A 15,858-nucleotide genomic window follows, 5' to 3' on the forward strand; every position below is an offset into this window, starting at 1 on the left:
GGCCCGGTGTCCCGGCAGGCGTGGGAGGACAGCCTCCCGCGCCTCGTCGAGGACACCTTCCGGCGCTGGCACCTGACGCCCGACGGTGAGCCGCTGTCCGGCGTCACGGCGCGGGTCCACCCGGTGCTGGACGCCGACGGCGTCCGCCGGGCGTGCAAGTTCAGCCATGTCGAGGCCGACAACGTCGGCGAGATCCCCACGCTCTCGCTGTGGGGCGGACGCGGTGCGGTCGAGCTGCTGCGCGCGGACCCCCGCCGGGGCGTCCTGCTGCTGGAGTGGCTGGACGGGCAGCTGCAGGAGCACTGGGACGCAGACGAGGCCTCCCGGGTCGTGGCCGGGCTGTACGGGCGCCTGCACCGGCGGGCTGCCCCGCAGCTGCCCGACGGGCACGCGTTCGTGCGCCGCTGGCTGGGTGAGCTGGAGGGGCTGGGGCGTGCGGTGCCCGCGCCGCCGCGGTTCGTCGACTGGGCGTTGCGCGCCGGCCGCGAGCTGGCCGCCGAGCCCGGCACCCACGTCGTGCACGGCGACCTGCACTACCTCAACGTCATGGCGCGCGGCGACGAGTGGGTCGCGATCGACCCCAAGGGCTACAACGCCGCGCCCGAGTACGAGGTGGCGCCGCTGCTGTGGAACCGCTGGGCCGACCTCGAGGCGTCCGGGGACGTCGGGGAGGCGATCCGTGACCGGTTCTACGCGGTCGTCGACACCGCCGGCCTCGACGAGCGTGCTGCCCGCGACTGGGTGGTGGTGCGCTGCGCGATCAACCTGGGCTGGGCGGTGCAGGACGGCTCGGCCGAGAGCCGGCAGGACGACTGGCACGGCTCGGTCACGCGGCAGGTGACGATCCTCAAGGCGATGCAGGCGGTGGAGCCGTGACCCTGCCTCCGCGGGGCGTGAGGCCGGAGCCGTTCAGCGCCTACACGACACCCGAGTTCTGGGACGACCCGCACATCTCGGCGCAGATGCTCGCCCACCACCTCGACCCGGCGACCGCGGCGGCGTCGCGGCCGCACGCGTTCATCGACGCGTCGGTCGACTGGCTCCGCTCCGTGTTGGGGTTGGGGCCGGGGTCGCGCGTGCTCGACCTGGGCTGCGGTCCGGGGTTGTACGCCGTGCGGCTGGCGCGGCGCGGCGTCCGGGTTCTGGGTGTGGACGCCTCGGCCCGGTCGCTGGCCCATGCGCGGTTGACCGTCGACGAGGTGCGCGCCGAGGTCGAGTCGGTGGGGTTCGACGTGGTCGAGGTCACCGGCGACGTCGCGGGCGCCCCCTTCGACCCGGGGGCGCCCACGTTCGCGGTGCGGGCGGTCAGGACAGGGCGCGGTGCAGGAACGCGATGACGTCGGCGGTGACCTCGTCGCGGTTGGTCTCGTTGAGCAGCTCGTGGCGGGCCTCGGGGTACAGGTGCACCTCGACGTCGGTCAGGCCGGCGTCCCGGTAGCGCTGGGCCACCGCCTTGACGCCCTCGCCGCCGGCGCCGCCGACCGGGTCGTCGCGGCCCGAGATCAGCAGAATCGGCAGGTCCTTCGGGATGGCTGACAGCGCCTCGGGGTCGGCCGCGCGGGCCAGCGACACGATGCCCGCGGGCGATGGCGCGGCCCACCCGCACAGGGGGTCGGCGACGTACTTGTCGACCTCATCGGCGTCGCGGGAGAGCCACTCGAACCCGGTGCGGTGCTCGAACGGGGCGTTGAAGGCGCTGAGGTCGGTGGGGGCGTCCGAGCCGAGCATGGGGGCGAGGACGGCGGCGTCGCCGGTTCCCGACAGGACGACGGCGTCGACGTCGGATGCGTGGTCGAGCAGGAAGTGCTGGGTGGCGAACGAGCCCATCGAGTGGCCGAACAGGACCAGCGGCAGGCCGGGGGCGTCCTCGCGGATGCGCTTGTTGAGGACGCCGAGGTCGTCCACCCAGCCCTGCCAGCCGTCGGGTCCCCAGTCGCCGTGCTTGCCGGCGGCGGTGAGGCCCGAGCCGCGGGCGTCCGGGGCGTAGACGAGGTAGCCGGCCGCCGTCAGCGCCTCGGCGAAGCGGCGGTAGCGGGCGCCGTGTTCGGCCAGCCCGTGCTGCACCTGGATGACGGCCCGAGGCTCACCCTCGGGGGCCCACCGGTAGACGTGGAGGTCGATGCCGTCGTTGCTGGGAACGGTGAACGTGGTCTCTTCCATGACGCGATTCTGCCAGTCGTCGCCGGGCCGGGGGCCGAAACTCAAGCCTTGGGCGCGGGAAACTCAAGCCCTCGGCAGTTCGGGCATGCCGGGGCGGCCCTTGGCGATGAAGCGCTGGGCCTTGAGGACGTCCCTTTCGTCCGAGAGCTTCACCTTCACCTGGCCCGAGGTGCGACCGCGGACGATGATGCGGGCTTGCCGTGCTGCGGCCGCGTCCGGACGCCGCGGGTCTCGATGTAACTGGCCTCGGCCTGGGTGGCCTGGGTGTCGACGCCCCAGCCCTCGGGCACGACGATGGTGGTGGTGCCCCAGTCGTTCACGACGAGCACCAGGTCGATCACCTTGGCGGGGGCAGTGGCGAGGGTGAAGTCCAGCAGGACGCCGCCGATCGAGGAGTGCACCTCGATGAACGGCGGTGTGACCCAGTCGCCGGAGACGGTGAGCTGACGCCAGCCCTTTCCCTCCAGGACGAGCGGGTCGTCCCAGGTGAAGCCGGGCCCCTCGCCGATCGGGGCGTCCAGGCCGACGATGGCGTCCACCTCGGCGGCGGGGGCGAGGTCCTCCAGCACGGAGACGAGGTCGGCGCGGGTGACGGCCCCCAGGGCGCGTGGCACGCGGCCCTCGAGCTCGTCGAAGGTGATGCGCTCGTCCGCGGCCGCGTTGCGGATGACCTCCAGGGCGCGCTCGCGCTGTGCCGTGCCGACGCGCAGGTGCAACTCGCGTCCGGGTCCTTGGGGAGTGGTGCTCACGGCGTCCACGCTACCGACCCGCCCGAGTGACCGGGCTACGGCAGCAGCGCGGGCAGGAGAAACACCGCCGAGATCGAGAGGGCGGCCACGAGCAGGACGATGCAGTAGGCGCGGTCGCGCAGTCGCTTGAGCTGGGTGGGGGTGGACTGGTCGTAGCGGAGCATGGGGGCGTACCTCCTTACCTACCAAGACGCACGGGACCCCCGAAAGGTTGCGTGGACGGTGAAGACTCCTCAGGAGAAATCTCCCTAGGGTTCAGACGTGACCTGGCAGCCCGCCCTCGTGGCCCTCGATGTCGACGGCACGCTCGTCGACGAGTCCAACGTGATCGACCCCGGCGTCCGTGCCGCCGTGCAGCGGGTGGTGGACGCCGGCGTCCCGGTGATCCTGTCGACGGGGCGGTCGTGGGCGTCGGCGCTGACGGTGATCGAGCAGCTGCCGCTGGAGCACGTCGAGCACGTCTGCTCGAACGGGGCGGTCACCGTGCGCTACCCGCCGTTCGAGGTCGTGGACGTGCTGACCTTCGACCCGCGCCCCGTGGTGGACCGGATCCTCGCCGAGCACCCCGCTGCGCTGCTGGCCGTCGAGGTCGTGGGCCGCGGCTACCGGGTGTCGGACGAGTTCCCCACGGGCGAGCTGCACGGCGAGATCGAGGTCGTCAGCGTCGACGAACTCGCCGGCTCGGAGGTGACGCGCGTGATCGTTCGCGACCCCAACGCATCCGAGGACGACTTCATCGAGCTCGCCCACCGGCTCGGCCTGGAGGGCGTCTCGTACGCGATCGGCTACACCGCCTGGCTCGACATCGCGCCCGAGGGTGTCGACAAGGCTCACGGGCTGGCACGCGTGTGCGGGCGGATGGGCATCGACCCCGCCGACGTGCTCGCGCTGGGGGACGGGCGCAACGACATCGAGATGCTCACCTGGGCCGGCCGCGGCGTCGCCATGGGCGGCTCTCCCGCCGAGCTCGTCGCCGTGGCGGACGCCGTGACGGGCACGCTCGCCGAAGGCGGCCTGGTCGAGGAGCTGGGGCGCTGGTTCGGTTCCGCCGAGGACTCATGGTCGGGGTGACCACGAGTCCTCGCCGGTAGTTGCACGAGTCCTCGGCGGAAGCTTGTGCCACGCTGGTGGCATGCAGCCCTACAGCCGCGAACCGGAGTACCTCACCACGCTCGCTGACGGCACGGTCAAGCAGCTGAACCCGTTCACCGGGACGGAGGTGTGGACGGTCCCAGGACGCGGCAATCGCCCGCTCGGCGTGGGTGGCGGCAACCCGGCCCCCCTCGACCCGGACGCCCACGGCGCCCACTGCTCGTTCTGCGAGAAGCGCTACACCGAGACGCCGCCTGAGAAGTCCCGGGTGGTGCACCGCGGCAACACGACCTGGGAGACCCACTACCGGACGCCCGCCGAGGAGATGTTCACCACCGTCGCCGACTTCCGGCGGGTGCCGAACCTGTTCGAGATCCTCAGCTACGAGTACTGGAACCTCAACTACGGCTATACCCTGCCCACCCACGTCGCCACGCGACGCGAGGCGTACCTGGCCTCGCAGGCGGGCCGCGAGCACGTGCTCAACGTCATCGACATGAAGCTGCGTGCGTCCGGCCGGACCCCGGCCGAGATCGTGAGGATGACCGAGGAGGAACGCATCGCCGCGGCGTCCGGCTTCTTCGGGGGCGGGCACGACCTGATCATCGCCCGCCGGCACTACGTGGACGGCGCCACCCACGACAACCAACTCGCCGGTGCTGGCACGCTGACCCCCGACGAGCACGCCCAGTTCATCAGCTACACCGTCGAGTCGGTGAAGGGGCTCTACGACCTCAACCGCTACGCCCGCTACGTGACGGTCTTCCAGAACTGGCTGAAACCGGCGGGGGCGTCTTTCGACCACCTGCACAAGCAGCTGGTGGCGATCGACGAGCGCGGCGTCCAGCACGAGGCGACCCTGGCCAAGCTGCGCTCGAACGCGAACCTGTTCAACGAGGTCGCCACGAACTACGCCTCCCACAAGAACCTCGTCATCGCCGAGAACGAGCACGCGATGGCGTTCGCCGGGTTCGGGCACCGCTTCCCGACCGTCGAGATCTACAGCAAGTCCGAGCAGCCGGACCCGTGGGAGCAGACGCCCGAGGAGGTCCGGGGCATGAGCGACATGATCCAGGCGATGCACGCCGCGACGGGCACCGAGGTGCCTTGCAACGAGGAGTGGCACTACCGGCCCATCGACGTCGACCTGGCGATGCCGTGGCGCGTGATGCTGAAGTGGCGGGTCTCGACGCTGGCCGGCTTCGAGGGGGCGACCAAGATCTACCTCAACACGATTGAGCCGACCATGCTGCGCGACCGTGTCGTGGACCGGCTGTTCGCGCTCCGCAACGACCACCTGATCGCCGACTCGCTCAAGATCGCGTTCGAGGCGCCCTGTCGTCCCAATGCCTTGCGGTACGGGCGTCCTGCCCGCTGAGGTGGACAGGACGACCCCGGGCAGGGTGTGGTTGGGTGGTCACGTCGTCGAGAGGCCCCGTCCATGAGCCAGCCACCCCCCGAGCTCCCGGCCAACGTCTGGGACCGGTTCACCGCGGATCCCCTGCAGATGCCCGCCGTGCGCGCCAGCGACGCCGACCGGGACATCGCCGCGGACGCCATCAACGCCGCCTTCAGCGAGGGACGGCTCGACGCCCAGGAGCACGCCGACCGCCTCGCCGCCGCGCTGGGCAGCAAGCAGCTCGGGGAGTTGGTGCCGTTGCTCGCTGACATCACCGCCGGGTCGCGCCGCCCCTCGACGTCGGTCGCTCGGACGCGCAGGGTGCGGGACGCCAGCGTCTGGACCTGGATCGCCCTGGCCGTGCTGTTCAACGTGATCTGGATCGCGACCTGGCTCTTCGCGGGCCGGGGGCCGTACTACTACTGGCCGATCTGGCCGATGATCGGCACGGCGATCCCGGTGGTGCTCGCCTGGGTGGGGGCGGCCGGCGGAGGCGGCAGGTCCGGATCCGCGGGGCGCCAGATCGATGGCCGGGGACACGACGGCGGGAACGGCTGACCCACGGTCGCTGTGACGAGGGGCTTCTTCGATGTCGGAGGGGGCTTGTAGGGTTCACGCCGTGCCCGTGATCCAAGCGACCGACCTCACCAAGACGTACGGCGACTTCACCGCCGTCGACGCGATCTCGTTCGAGGTCGCGCCCGGCGAGTCGTTCGGGCTGCTCGGCCCAAACGGGGCCGGCAAGTCGACCACGATGCGCATGATCGGCGGCACGTCGCTGCGCACGTCCGGCGCCTTGGACGTGCTGGGTCTCGACCCCGAGACCCACGGGCCCGAGGTGCGGGCCTCGCTGGGCGTCGTCCCGCAGCAGGACTCGCTGGACGAGGAGTTGCGCGCCCGCGACAACCTCATCGTCTACGGCCGCTACTTCGGGTTGCCGTTGAGCTACCTCAAGCCCAAGGCCGACGAGTTGCTCGAGTTCGCGCAGTTGACCGACAAGGCGAACGCCAAGGTGAGCGACTTGTCCGGCGGCATGAAGCGCCGTCTGACGATCGCGCGCGGCCTGGTCAACGAGCCGCGCATCCTGCTGCTGGACGAACCGACCACGGGCCTCGACCCGCAGGCGCGCCACATCCTGTGGGATCGGCTGTTCCGCCTCAAGGAGCAGGGAGTGACCTTGGTGCTCACGACCCACTTCATGGACGAGGCCGAGCAACTGTGCGACCGCCTCGTCGTCATCGACAAGGGCAGGATCGTGGCCGAGGGTTCCCCGCAGGCGCTGATCCGGCAGTACGCGACCCGCGAGGTCGTGGAGGTGCGCTTCGGGTCCACACGCAACGCGCAGATGGAGCCGATCCTGCGCGAGATCACCGACCGCATTGAGGTCCTGCCCGACCGCATCCTGCTCTACGACGACGCCGGCGAGGCACTCCTCGACGAGATCCACCGCCGCGGTGCGAACCCGCTCACCTCGCTGGTGCGCCGCAGTTCGCTGGAGGACGTGTTCCTCCGCCTCACGGGAAGGTCGCTCATTGACTGACGTCACCTTCAACGGCCTCGACCACGCCGCCCTGGCCCGGCGGACGCGCCGCTGGGGCTGGCTCCAGTACGCGGGCTATCGGCAGGCGGCCGAGAAGCCGTTCTTCTGGACGGCGTTCGTCACCGCCCTCGGCAACCCCATCCTGTACCTCCTCGCGATGGGGCTGGGCCTCGGCTCGATCGTGGACGCCCCGGTCGACGGCGTCCGCTACCTGCACTTCGTCGCGCCCGGCCTGCTGGTCGCGACGGTGGTCTCGACCGGCGCCCTGTTCGGCACCTGGCCGATCTTCGGCGGCTTCAAGTGGGTGAAGAACTTCCTGGCCGCCCAGGCCACCCCCATCGCGCCGTGGCAGATGGCGGTCGGCGAGGGCGTCGCGATCTCGGTGCGGCTCTTCGTCCAGGCGTTCCTGTTCTGGCTGGTCGGGCTGGCCTTCGGGGCATGGCCGGGCGCTGGATCGGTGCTCAACGTCCCGATCGCGATGCTCGCGGCGATGGCGATGTTCGCGCCGCTGATGGCGTACTCGGCCACGCTCGAGGAGGAGGGCCTGCAGTTCAACTTCGTGCAGCGCCTCATCGTGATGCCGATGTTCCTGTTCGCCGGCACGTTCTTCCCGCTGGCGAACATGCCGGCGTACCTGCAGTGGATCGGCTGGATCTCGCCCATGTGGCACGGCACCCAACTGGCGCGCATCGTCTCGTACGGCATGCCGAATCCGGAGTGGCTGACGCTGGTGCACGTCGTGTTCCTCATCGGCTGCACCGTGGTCGGCCTGCGGGTCGCCGCCCGCACGTTCGAGCGGAGGTTGGTCCGATGAGCGTGATGGCTCCGATCCACGAGCGGCTCCGGCGGCGTCCGGGGCTCGCGCGAGGCCTGTACGCGGGCAACGCCCGGGCGGTGATCGAGCGGGGCTTCCGGGTGATCCGCAACCAGAACTGGGGCGTGATCGCGACGGGCTTCTTCGAGCCCGTGTTCTACCTGCTCGCCATGGGAATCGGCATGGGGTCGCTCGTCGGGACGGTGCCCGGGCCGGACGGGCAACCGATCACCTACGCGATGTACATCGCTCCGGCGCTGCTGGCCACGTCGGCCATGAACGGCGCGATCTACGACTCGGTCAACAACGTGTTCTTCAAGCTGCGCTACAGCAAGCTGTACGAGGGCATGCTGCAGACCTCGTTGGGCCCGATGGACGTCGCGATCGGTGAGATCTTCATCGCGCTGTTCCGGGGCCTGCTCTACGCGATCGGGTTCCTGGCCGTGATCGCCGCGATGGGGCTGGTCACGTCGTGGTGGGCGCTGGCGATGATCCCGGTGGCGCTGCTGATCGCGCTCGGGTTCGCGTCGCTGGGCATGGCGGTGACGAGCTTCATGAAGAGCTTCCAGCAACTCGACCTGGTGCCGCTGGTGCTGCTGCCGATGTTCCTGTTGTCGGCGACGCTGTTCCCGATCACGGTGTACCCCGAGCCGCTGCAATGGGCGATCATGGCCATGCCGCTGTGGCACGGCGTGGAGCTCATGCGCCACCTGTCCGTGGGCTGGTTGGATGGGGCGACGCTCGTGCACGTGGCGTACTTCATCGTGATGAGCGTCGTCGGCATCACCGCCGCCTCGGTGCGGCTGCGGCAGTTGTTCCTGCGCTGACCCCTCCTGCACCGGCACGCCGCACCCACACGCCGCCGCAGAGAACGCCGTGAGGGACGGGGAGGGCCGGGTGGCTCCTCCTCGTCGTCCAGGAGTCCCCGTCAGGCGGTGGCCGCCGGGTTGCGCCGTGCCCGCACCGTTCGGACGCCGCGGCGTCCGACCTGGAGGGAGACCCAACCGATCACGGCGAGCAGGAGTCCGCAGAGGCCGGTGACGACGAAGCCGAGCTGCCAGCCCCACGTGTCGAGGACGTAGCCGACGATGGGCGGGGCGATGGCGTTGCCGGCGGTGGCCATGGTTCCCGACCAGCCGAACGCCTCGCCGCGCGACGTGTCGGGGACGAGGTCACCGAGTCGTTCGCTGAGGGCCGCCAGGGTGGGGGCGCAGAAGAGCCCGGCGATGCCGAGGAGCCCGGCCAGCAGCCACAGGTTCGTGCCGAGCGCGGCCAGCATGGTGGTGAGGCCCAGCCCGACGAGGAGGTGGGTGATGCCCAGCGAACCGTGGGGCAGCCCACCGAACAGGAGTCCTCCGATGAGAGACCCGAGGCCCCAGACCACGATCAGGACCGCCAGGGCCGCCGGTGCCTCCAGCGAGCGCGCTGCCGCCACCATCGCGAGGTCGGTGCCGGCCAGGATCATGGATGCCGCCATCGTCGCCACGAAGGTTGCGACCACGGGCGCCGTCAGCCACGACCTGATTCCGCCGCGTGTCGGGATGGCATCGGCGGGTGCTTTCGTGGGGGCCGCGGTGGCGGCCCCAAGGGAGTCCGGGGCGTGGGCGTCCGGCTTCTCAGAGACGAGCGCGGGGTTGCGCACCGCGAGGAACAGGGCCGCGGCCACCGACAGGAGGGCGAGGATCGTGAGCGTCCACCCGGTGCTCCACGACGTGGCGAGCAGGATTCCGACCGTGGGTCCGGCCATGAACGCCATCTCGGTGACCACGGCGTCCAGTGCCAGTGCGGCGCGGCGCTGGAGGGGTGGCACGGCCGCGAGCATCAGTTGCCGCGTGAGGACGAACCACGGGACGGCCAGGAGGCCAACCCCACCCATCGCGACCAGCAGGGGCCAGTACGAGAGGAACGGCGCCGCCAGGAAGGCGACGGGCAGCAGCACCAGGCTCGGGAGCAGGGTGCGGCGGAGGCCGATGGTGTCGAGCAGCCGTCCGCGGAGGGGGGACGCGAGGGCGATCGCGATGGTGAACACCGCCGACACCAGGCCGGCGCTGGCGTACGACTGGCCGAGCGTGCCGACGACGTGCAGGGTCAGCACCACGCCGGCGCCGAACCAGGGTGCCTTGCCCAGCGCGCCGAGCAGGACGGCCTGCCGGACGGCGGGCAGGCGCCAGATGTCGGCGTACGCGGTGAAGTTCACCGCTGAAGCCTAGAAGGTCAGGACGATCTTCCCCACATTCGTGCCGCCAACCAGCAGTTCGTGCGCATCGCGGACCTGTTCGACCGGGAACCGGGTCTCGCGCGCGAGCCGGATCGAGCCCTCGCTGATCAGCGGCCACACCTCGCTGGCCACCCGGGCCACGATGGCGCACTTCTCGTTCACGGGGCGGAACCTGAGCGAGGTCGCGGTGACCGTCGCGCTCTTGGTGAGCAGGGCGTTCAGGTTCAGCTCCGCCTTGACGCCCCCCTGCAAGCCGATGACGACCAGTCGGCCGCCGCGCGCAAGTGAGCGGACGTTGGACTCGAGGTACTTGGCGCCCATGATGTCCAGGATGACGTCGACGCCCCTGCCCTCCGTCGCCTCCTTGAGCTGGGCGACCCAGTCGTCGTGGTAGTCCAGGGCGATGTCGGCGCCCAGGTCGCGGCAGATCTGGAGCTTGTCGGCGGATCCCGCGGTCGCGGCCACACGGCAGCCGATGCCCTTCGCGTACTGGATCGCGAACGACCCGATGCCGCCGGAACCCCCGTGGACCAGGAACGTCTCGCCCGGGTGCAGGCGCGCGTGGGTGGCGTTCGACAGCACGGTTGCGGCGACCTCGACCAGCCCGGCCGCCGTGACGAGGTCGACGCCGTCCGGCGGGGGGATCACCTGCCCCGCCGGCACCGCCACGAGCTCGGCATAGCCGCCGCCGGCGAGCAGGGCGACGCACGGGTCGCCCGGGCTCCAGCCCTCGACGTCGTCCCCGATGGCCTCGATGTGCCCGGAGACCTCCAGGCCGATGATGTCGCTGATGCCCTTCGGCGGCGGGTAGTGGCCCTGCCGCTGCAGGACGTCCGCACGGTTCACCCCGGCGGCCACGGTGCGGATGAGTACCTCACCCGGCCCGGCCACGGGGGCCTCGACGTCGCTGATCACGAGGACCTCGGGTCCCCCGGCCTGGGTGGTGGTCACGGCGCGCATGGCCCCACCCTAGTGTGCTGCATTTTGTGTGAACGGATTACCCCGATGATGACCTATTTCGCCTCAACAAGATGCAGCACGGGAGGGTGGGGGAGCCGGACGATAGGATGGGCCCGATCTGGCGAGATCGCATAGTGGACTAGTGCAGCCGCCTTGAAAGCGGCCGAGGGGCAACCCTCCGTGGGTTCGAATCCCACTCTCGCCGCGTGGCAGCCCAGGCAACGGACCAGTTCGTCATCACCTCCCGCCCTCCTGTGCGGGCCTTCGCGGCGGCCGCCGGCCTCGCCATCGTCGGGGCGATCATCGCCGTGATCCCGGTGACGGGTCTGTGGCAGACGCTGCTCATCATCCTGGGCCTGTTGTTCATCGTGGGTGCCGTCGGCCTCGTCGTCGCGGCACTCGCCGCGTCCCGGCGGCAGCGCGTGGTGGTCGTGCTCGAGGCGTCCGGCTACCGCGTGGAGGGTCCCGGTGGGGCCAGGTCCGGCCGGTGGGGCGACGTCACGCGCGTGACGGCGTCCCCGGGGCGGATCACGCTCCACCAGGGCGATGACGAGCGCGTCCACCTCGTGTCGCCGCAGGGCCAGACCCGCGAACTCGACGCCATCGCCCACGCCATCGGCAAGCGGCTGGACGACGACCGCGGCTACCGGGTCTGGGAGGGCTGATCCGGGGCCGGTCAGGGCTGACGAAAGGGCTGCCTCAGCCCTGCGCCTCCGGGAACGGCTGGGGATTGTAGGCGCACTCGTCCACGACGGACGCCGGCGGCGGTGCCGCGGGCGCGGCCGACGCGGTGGGCGCGGCGGACGCCTGCGGCTTGGCCGTCTTCGTCGTGGGGGTCGCCTTCGAGGACGCCGAGGCCGTGGCAGCCGGTGCGGACGCCGCGGCCGTGGGTTCCGGGGCCGGCGCGGCGGTCGGAGCCGGTGGGGGAGCGATCGCGGCTTGGACCCGCGCGCGGACCATCGACCAGTCGGGGTGGGTGGTCGAGAAGCCGTCCTTGTCGTTCTCGAACGAGACCGACGTCATCGCGGCGTCCTTGACCCGGAGCCCCAGCGTGACGATCGCGGGGAGCTGCCGGTTGGGCATGTCCGTGGCGACGATGTTGCTTCCGGCCTTGGTGAGCGCCTCGTAGTTCGCCAGCACCGTGGCCGGCTGGACCTGTTGGACGACCGCCTGGATCACGCAGCGCTGGCGGGACATGCGCGCGTAGTCGTCGGTGCGATAGCGGCCGCGGGCGAACCACAGGGCGTCCTCGCCGTTGAGGTGCTGGTTCGGCCCGGGGACGAGCCACCGGTCCGGCGGGAAGCCGTCGTTGCCGCCGGGCTGGGTGGGGTTCTTCCCGCCCACGGGGACCGGAACGTTGACGTTGACCGTAATGCCCCCGAGCGCGTTGATGAACTCGACGAAGCCCTCCAGGTTCACCATCGCGTAGTAGTCCACCGGAAGGCCCAGCGCTTCGCCGACGGCGAGCTTGACGGCCTCGGCCCCCGGATCCTCGACGCCGGCGAAGGTGCCTGCGGGCATCATCCCGGGGACCGCGCCATAGATGGCGTTCAGCGCGTAGTTCTGGTCCAGGGGATCGCCGTTGGTGAAGCCGTTCGGGAACCTCTTGTGCAGCGGCGAGGACGCCGGGAAGGGCATGCGGGCCGTCTGGCGGGGCAGCGAGATCAGGACGGTGTTGCCCGACTTGGTGTCGATCGAGGCGAGGATGACGGTGTCGGTGCGGGTGCCCTCCCGGTCGGCTCCGGCATCGCCACCCAGGATGAGCACGTTGAGTCGCGGCTTGTTCGCCCAGGGGTCGGCCGCGTTGCCGAACGATGAGTCGCCACCCGTGGTCGGGAGGGCTCCCTCGCGGCCGAAGACGCTGTCCATGAGCACGCTGGTGTCGTAGATCGAGCGCGCGGCGACGGCCGAGGGGGCCGCGACGACCAACGAGAGGCCTCCGATGACCAGTGCCCCGAGAACTCGCTGCCCCCACCCCGTGTTGGCCGGGCGCAGCATCAGGTGCGTGGCGACGATGCTGCCGACCCAGAGGACGCCGAACACCGCCACCCCCACCCACAGCACGGTGAGGACGCCGGGCAGGACCAGCAGCGACAACGCCAGCGTGCGTGCGAACAGGACACCCGCCAGCACGAGCGCGATGGTCACCCCGGCCACCACGAGCAGCGCGATGCCCACCTTGCGGGCGCGCGTCCGGGTCAGCCCCAGACCGGGGAGGAGGGTGCCGGCGGCGGACCAGCCGAGCGAGTCGCCGAAGGTCGGGACGTGGGCGGCCGCACGCTGGGGTCGATGCCGGGGACGGCCCGGCGACGACGGGGACGACGGGGACGACGGCGCCGGCAGCGCGGCGTGCGCAGCACTGTAGGGACGCTGGTGGTCGTCCGGCTCGGCCATCGCTCCTCCATCCGGGGTTACTCGGTGAGCATACTCGGCGAGACGTGGTCCCCTTTTGCCCACGGCATGGACCGACCGGTAGGCTTGCGCCTTGGTTGAGGAGGTGTCGCCTAGTCCGGTCTATGGCGCCCGCCTGCTAAGCGGGTTTGGGGGTTAACCCCATCGCGGGTTCAAATCCCGCCACCTCCGCCGGACAGCGCCCGGCCCCTGTGTGGGGCCGGGCGCTTGTCGTCCGTCGTCCGCACCTCGTACGGTCGGCACGTGCCGCAGGATGCCCCGCCCCCCGTGCTCGGACCCACCTCGTTCGCCGCCGCCCCCCGTCCCGGAGGTCCCGGCCTCGCCGGACTCCTCGTGCCCGGCCTCCAGCACGCCCTCATCCGGGACGCCGCGGGTGGCGGCGTCCGTCACTACGAACGCGCGCGGGACCGGCCCGACCGGGGATGGGTCTGCGGCGAACTCCTCAGCCCGGACGCCACGGGTCCGGGCGCGATCGTGGTCTCCGGGGGCGTCCTGCACGGGTTCGTCCCGGAGCCGGGCGGCATCGCCCACCGCGTCCGCAGCGCTGGGCCGCGAGCCGGCGCGGCGAACGGGAACACGCCCGGCCCAGACTCGTGGGTGCGTCGGTCAGGCTCGATCCCGGGCCACGCGGTCAGCGCCGTCGCGGTCCGGGGCGAGGTGTGGGTGGCGACCGCGGACGCCGCCGGCGTCACCGTGTGGCGCTTGCGCCGCGGACGCTGGGAGGTCGACCACACCTGGGAGCACGCGGCAGCGCCGGCGCTGGCCGTCCACGGAGCCGCCGTGGCCCTGCTCGTGGCGATGGACGACGAACTCCACCTCTGGGAGCGCATCGTTCGGGAACCCTTCGGAGGGAGCTCCGACACGTTGCTCCCTCCAGCCGGCGGGAGCGCCGGGGGCTGGCGCCGCGGCGTCCGCCTGGACCGTGCGGGAACCGCCCCGGCCGCCCTGGTGCACGGCGGTGGCTGGCTGCTCGCCGTGCCGCGGGAGGACGTGGTCGCGACGTACCGCGTCCGGGGTCGGGAGGTGGAACCGCACGCGACCCTCACGTGGGGAGCCGGGCGCATCGACGGGGTCGCGCTGCTGCCCGGCACGCGGGGCCAGGTGCACGCGCTCACGGCCGAGGAGGGGTCGGTCTTCCAGCACCGGCGGACCCCCGCGACCGCATGGTTGCGGGTGAACTGCCTGCGGCTGCGCGACACCGATCCGTTCGTGGTCGACCCGCGCGACTCGACCAAGCTCGCCCAGGTCTCCGGGGAGGTCGACAGCCAACCGATCCGCGAGGGCGCACGACGTGCGACGTTGAGCCGGTCGCGATCGACGTCCGGGGTGCTCGGCACCGACCTTGGTGTGCACGTGCGCCATCGCGGTCGCGACTTCCTGCTGTTCGGCGACACCCACTGGGACCGCCGATCGAGGCTCGGCACGCGCGACTCGATCGCGGAGGTCCTTCCCGAGGAAGGGGGCGTGCCCGGGTTGCCGCGGGTGGTGTTCCACGGGGCACCGCTGGTGGTGCGAGGCGGGGGCGTGACGATGCGGGAGTACGACGTCCCCTTGGACAGCTTCTCCCTCGGCGGCGACTTCTTCGCGTTCTTCACCTCGAACCACTTCGTGCGCGGTCAGGTGATGGGGCGCTCGGTGCTGACCCGCGCAGCGGATCCCGCACTCAGGATCGACCCACGGGCCCGCCTGCGCGGCGTCGCCTTCCACCACCTCGGGACCTTCTCGACCCGGTACTTCATCAACGTGTCCGTGCAACCGGTGCCCGCGGGGTCCGTGCCGGGCTACGGCGGCGACGGCGAGGTGCTGCTCCTGTTCGGCTCCGGGCCGTACCGGGCCGGCGACCTCCGACTGGCGGTCCTCGATCCACGGTCGGACGCCGTGCGCGCGGCCTTGGCTGGGGGAGGGGGAGTCGCGGGGTGGCTGGGACGCGTGTTCCCCCTGCTCGGGCGCCTCGATCGGCGGACCATCTCCGAGGGGGTCCGCTACTTCGCCGGTCTGGTCGACGGGGAGCCGGTGTGGTCGGAGCGCGAGGCGGACGCCCGGCCCCTGCTGCACCCGGGCGCGTTCGGCGAGGTGTCGGTGCGCTGGGTCCCCGAGGTGGGGAGGTTCCTGCTCCTCGGAACGTCCGGCCCGGAGGACCCGATCGGGCTCGCCATCGTCCTGCGGACCGCCGAGAACCCGTGGGGTCCGTGGTCGTCGCGGCGTCGCCTGTTGGACTGGGTGGCCCGCGGCATGTCGTTCGACGACCCCTTCGCGCGGTTCATCAAGGCCTTGGGCGACGGCACGGACCCGGTCGGGGACTGGATCTTCCGGGGCCAGCGGGAGGTGACGGGTGCCGCCTACGCGCCCTACTTCTACGACGCCCGGAGGGACGGAGAAGACCTCGTGCTGCGGTACACCTTGTCCACGTGGAATCCCTACCAGGTCGTGCTGATGGAGCACCGGCTCTCGGTGGCCGACCTGGTAGAGCCGGTCTCCACCGGCGCCTGATGGTTTTCGTCCCCTCGATCGGGG

The 15,858-nt window shown here is 71.4% G+C and carries 16 protein-coding genes and 2 tRNA genes; 12 read left to right on the forward strand and 6 right to left on the reverse strand.

Annotated features, from left to right (window positions below; translation table 11 throughout):
• Positions 1 to 6 precede the first annotated feature (6 nt).
• On the forward strand, positions 7 to 876 hold the full coding sequence (locus tag AC5YDV_RS06290) for an aminoglycoside phosphotransferase family protein (RefSeq protein ID WP_496183726.1): 870 nt from the start codon (positions 7 to 9) through the stop codon (positions 874 to 876).
• Positions 873 to 1,337, forward strand: coding sequence for a class I SAM-dependent methyltransferase (locus AC5YDV_RS06295; RefSeq protein ID WP_496183727.1), 465 nt, complete (start codon positions 873 to 875; stop codon positions 1,335 to 1,337). Before AC5YDV_RS06290 ends, AC5YDV_RS06295 begins: the two co-directional genes overlap by 4 nt.
• On the opposite strand, the gene AC5YDV_RS06300 is transcribed toward AC5YDV_RS06295, so the two are convergent.
• From AC5YDV_RS06300 to AC5YDV_RS06310, 3 genes are all read right to left on the reverse strand, one after another.
• Entirely contained in the window at positions 1,306 to 2,160 is an 855-nt protein-coding gene (locus tag AC5YDV_RS06300) for an alpha/beta hydrolase (protein ID WP_496183728.1), read from the reverse strand. The genes AC5YDV_RS06295 and AC5YDV_RS06300 overlap by 32 nt on opposite strands.
• Positions 2,161 to 2,315: 155 nt before the next feature.
• Complete coding sequence (locus tag AC5YDV_RS06305; RefSeq protein WP_496183729.1) at positions 2,316 to 2,909, reverse strand: DUF1707 SHOCT-like domain-containing protein; 594 nt, start codon at positions 2,907 to 2,909, stop codon at positions 2,316 to 2,318.
• Positions 2,910 to 2,944: 35 nt separating this feature from the next.
• Positions 2,945 to 3,073, reverse strand: a complete 129-nt coding sequence (locus AC5YDV_RS06310) for a hypothetical protein (protein WP_496183730.1) — start codon at positions 3,071 to 3,073, stop codon at positions 2,945 to 2,947.
• A 97-nt stretch (positions 3,074 to 3,170) separates the two neighbouring features.
• Between AC5YDV_RS06310 and AC5YDV_RS06315 the strand changes: the two genes are divergently transcribed.
• From AC5YDV_RS06315 to AC5YDV_RS06340, 6 genes are all read left to right on the forward strand, one after another.
• Entirely contained in the window at positions 3,171 to 3,980 is an 810-nt protein-coding gene (locus AC5YDV_RS06315; protein WP_131167592.1) for an HAD family hydrolase, read from the forward strand.
• Between the two features lie 61 nt (positions 3,981 to 4,041).
• Complete coding sequence (locus AC5YDV_RS06320) at positions 4,042 to 5,379, forward strand: DUF4921 family protein (protein ID WP_496183731.1); 1,338 nt, start codon at positions 4,042 to 4,044, stop codon at positions 5,377 to 5,379.
• A gap of 63 nt (positions 5,380 to 5,442) precedes the next feature.
• Complete coding sequence (locus tag AC5YDV_RS06325) at positions 5,443 to 5,958, forward strand: DUF1707 domain-containing protein (protein ID WP_496183732.1); 516 nt, start codon at positions 5,443 to 5,445, stop codon at positions 5,956 to 5,958.
• Between the two features lie 61 nt (positions 5,959 to 6,019).
• Positions 6,020 to 6,940 (forward strand): ABC transporter ATP-binding protein, encoded by a 921-nt coding sequence (locus AC5YDV_RS06330; RefSeq protein ID WP_496183733.1) that lies wholly within the window; start codon positions 6,020 to 6,022, stop codon positions 6,938 to 6,940.
• On the forward strand, positions 6,933 to 7,754 hold the full coding sequence (locus AC5YDV_RS06335) for an ABC transporter permease (protein ID WP_496183734.1): 822 nt from the start codon (positions 6,933 to 6,935) through the stop codon (positions 7,752 to 7,754). The genes AC5YDV_RS06330 and AC5YDV_RS06335 overlap by 8 nt, the downstream gene beginning before the upstream one ends.
• Positions 7,751 to 8,581: an ABC transporter permease gene (locus AC5YDV_RS06340; protein ID WP_496183735.1), complete on the forward strand. Its 831-nt coding sequence runs from the start codon at positions 7,751 to 7,753 to the stop codon at positions 8,579 to 8,581. The genes AC5YDV_RS06335 and AC5YDV_RS06340 overlap by 4 nt, the downstream gene beginning before the upstream one ends.
• Positions 8,582 to 8,682: 101 nt before the next feature.
• Here the strand turns inward: AC5YDV_RS06340 and AC5YDV_RS06345 are convergent, their stop codons facing one another.
• Together AC5YDV_RS06345 and AC5YDV_RS06350 are read right to left on the reverse strand one after the other, a co-directional pair.
• A complete protein-coding gene (locus tag AC5YDV_RS06345; protein WP_496183736.1) occupies positions 8,683 to 9,951 on the reverse strand; it encodes an MFS transporter in 1,269 nt (422 codons plus the stop codon).
• A gap of 9 nt (positions 9,952 to 9,960) precedes the next feature.
• Positions 9,961 to 10,932: an NAD(P)H-quinone oxidoreductase gene (locus AC5YDV_RS06350; protein WP_496183737.1), complete on the reverse strand. Its 972-nt coding sequence runs from the start codon at positions 10,930 to 10,932 to the stop codon at positions 9,961 to 9,963.
• A gap of 120 nt (positions 10,933 to 11,052) precedes the next feature.
• Between AC5YDV_RS06350 and AC5YDV_RS06355 the strand changes: the two genes are divergently transcribed.
• Positions 11,053 to 11,137: transfer RNA gene (locus AC5YDV_RS06355), tRNA-Ser, on the forward strand.
• A 1-nt stretch (position 11,138) separates the two neighbouring features.
• Positions 11,139 to 11,597, forward strand: a complete 459-nt coding sequence (locus tag AC5YDV_RS06360) for a hypothetical protein (RefSeq protein WP_496183738.1) — start codon at positions 11,139 to 11,141, stop codon at positions 11,595 to 11,597.
• A 34-nt stretch (positions 11,598 to 11,631) separates the two neighbouring features.
• On the opposite strand, the gene AC5YDV_RS06365 is transcribed toward AC5YDV_RS06360, so the two are convergent.
• Positions 11,632 to 13,326: an LCP family protein gene (locus AC5YDV_RS06365; RefSeq protein ID WP_496183739.1), complete on the reverse strand. Its 1,695-nt coding sequence runs from the start codon at positions 13,324 to 13,326 to the stop codon at positions 11,632 to 11,634.
• Positions 13,327 to 13,425: 99 nt separating this feature from the next.
• Here AC5YDV_RS06365 and AC5YDV_RS06370 point away from each other — a divergent pair.
• Together AC5YDV_RS06370 and AC5YDV_RS06375 are read left to right on the forward strand one after the other, a co-directional pair.
• Positions 13,426 to 13,515: transfer RNA gene (locus AC5YDV_RS06370), tRNA-Ser, on the forward strand.
• A gap of 72 nt (positions 13,516 to 13,587) precedes the next feature.
• On the forward strand, positions 13,588 to 15,834 hold the full coding sequence (locus tag AC5YDV_RS06375; protein WP_496183740.1) for a DUF4185 domain-containing protein: 2,247 nt from the start codon (positions 13,588 to 13,590) through the stop codon (positions 15,832 to 15,834).
• Positions 15,835 to 15,858 lie beyond the last annotated feature (24 nt).

Source organism: Propioniciclava sp. LT432 (genome assembly GCF_059515965.1).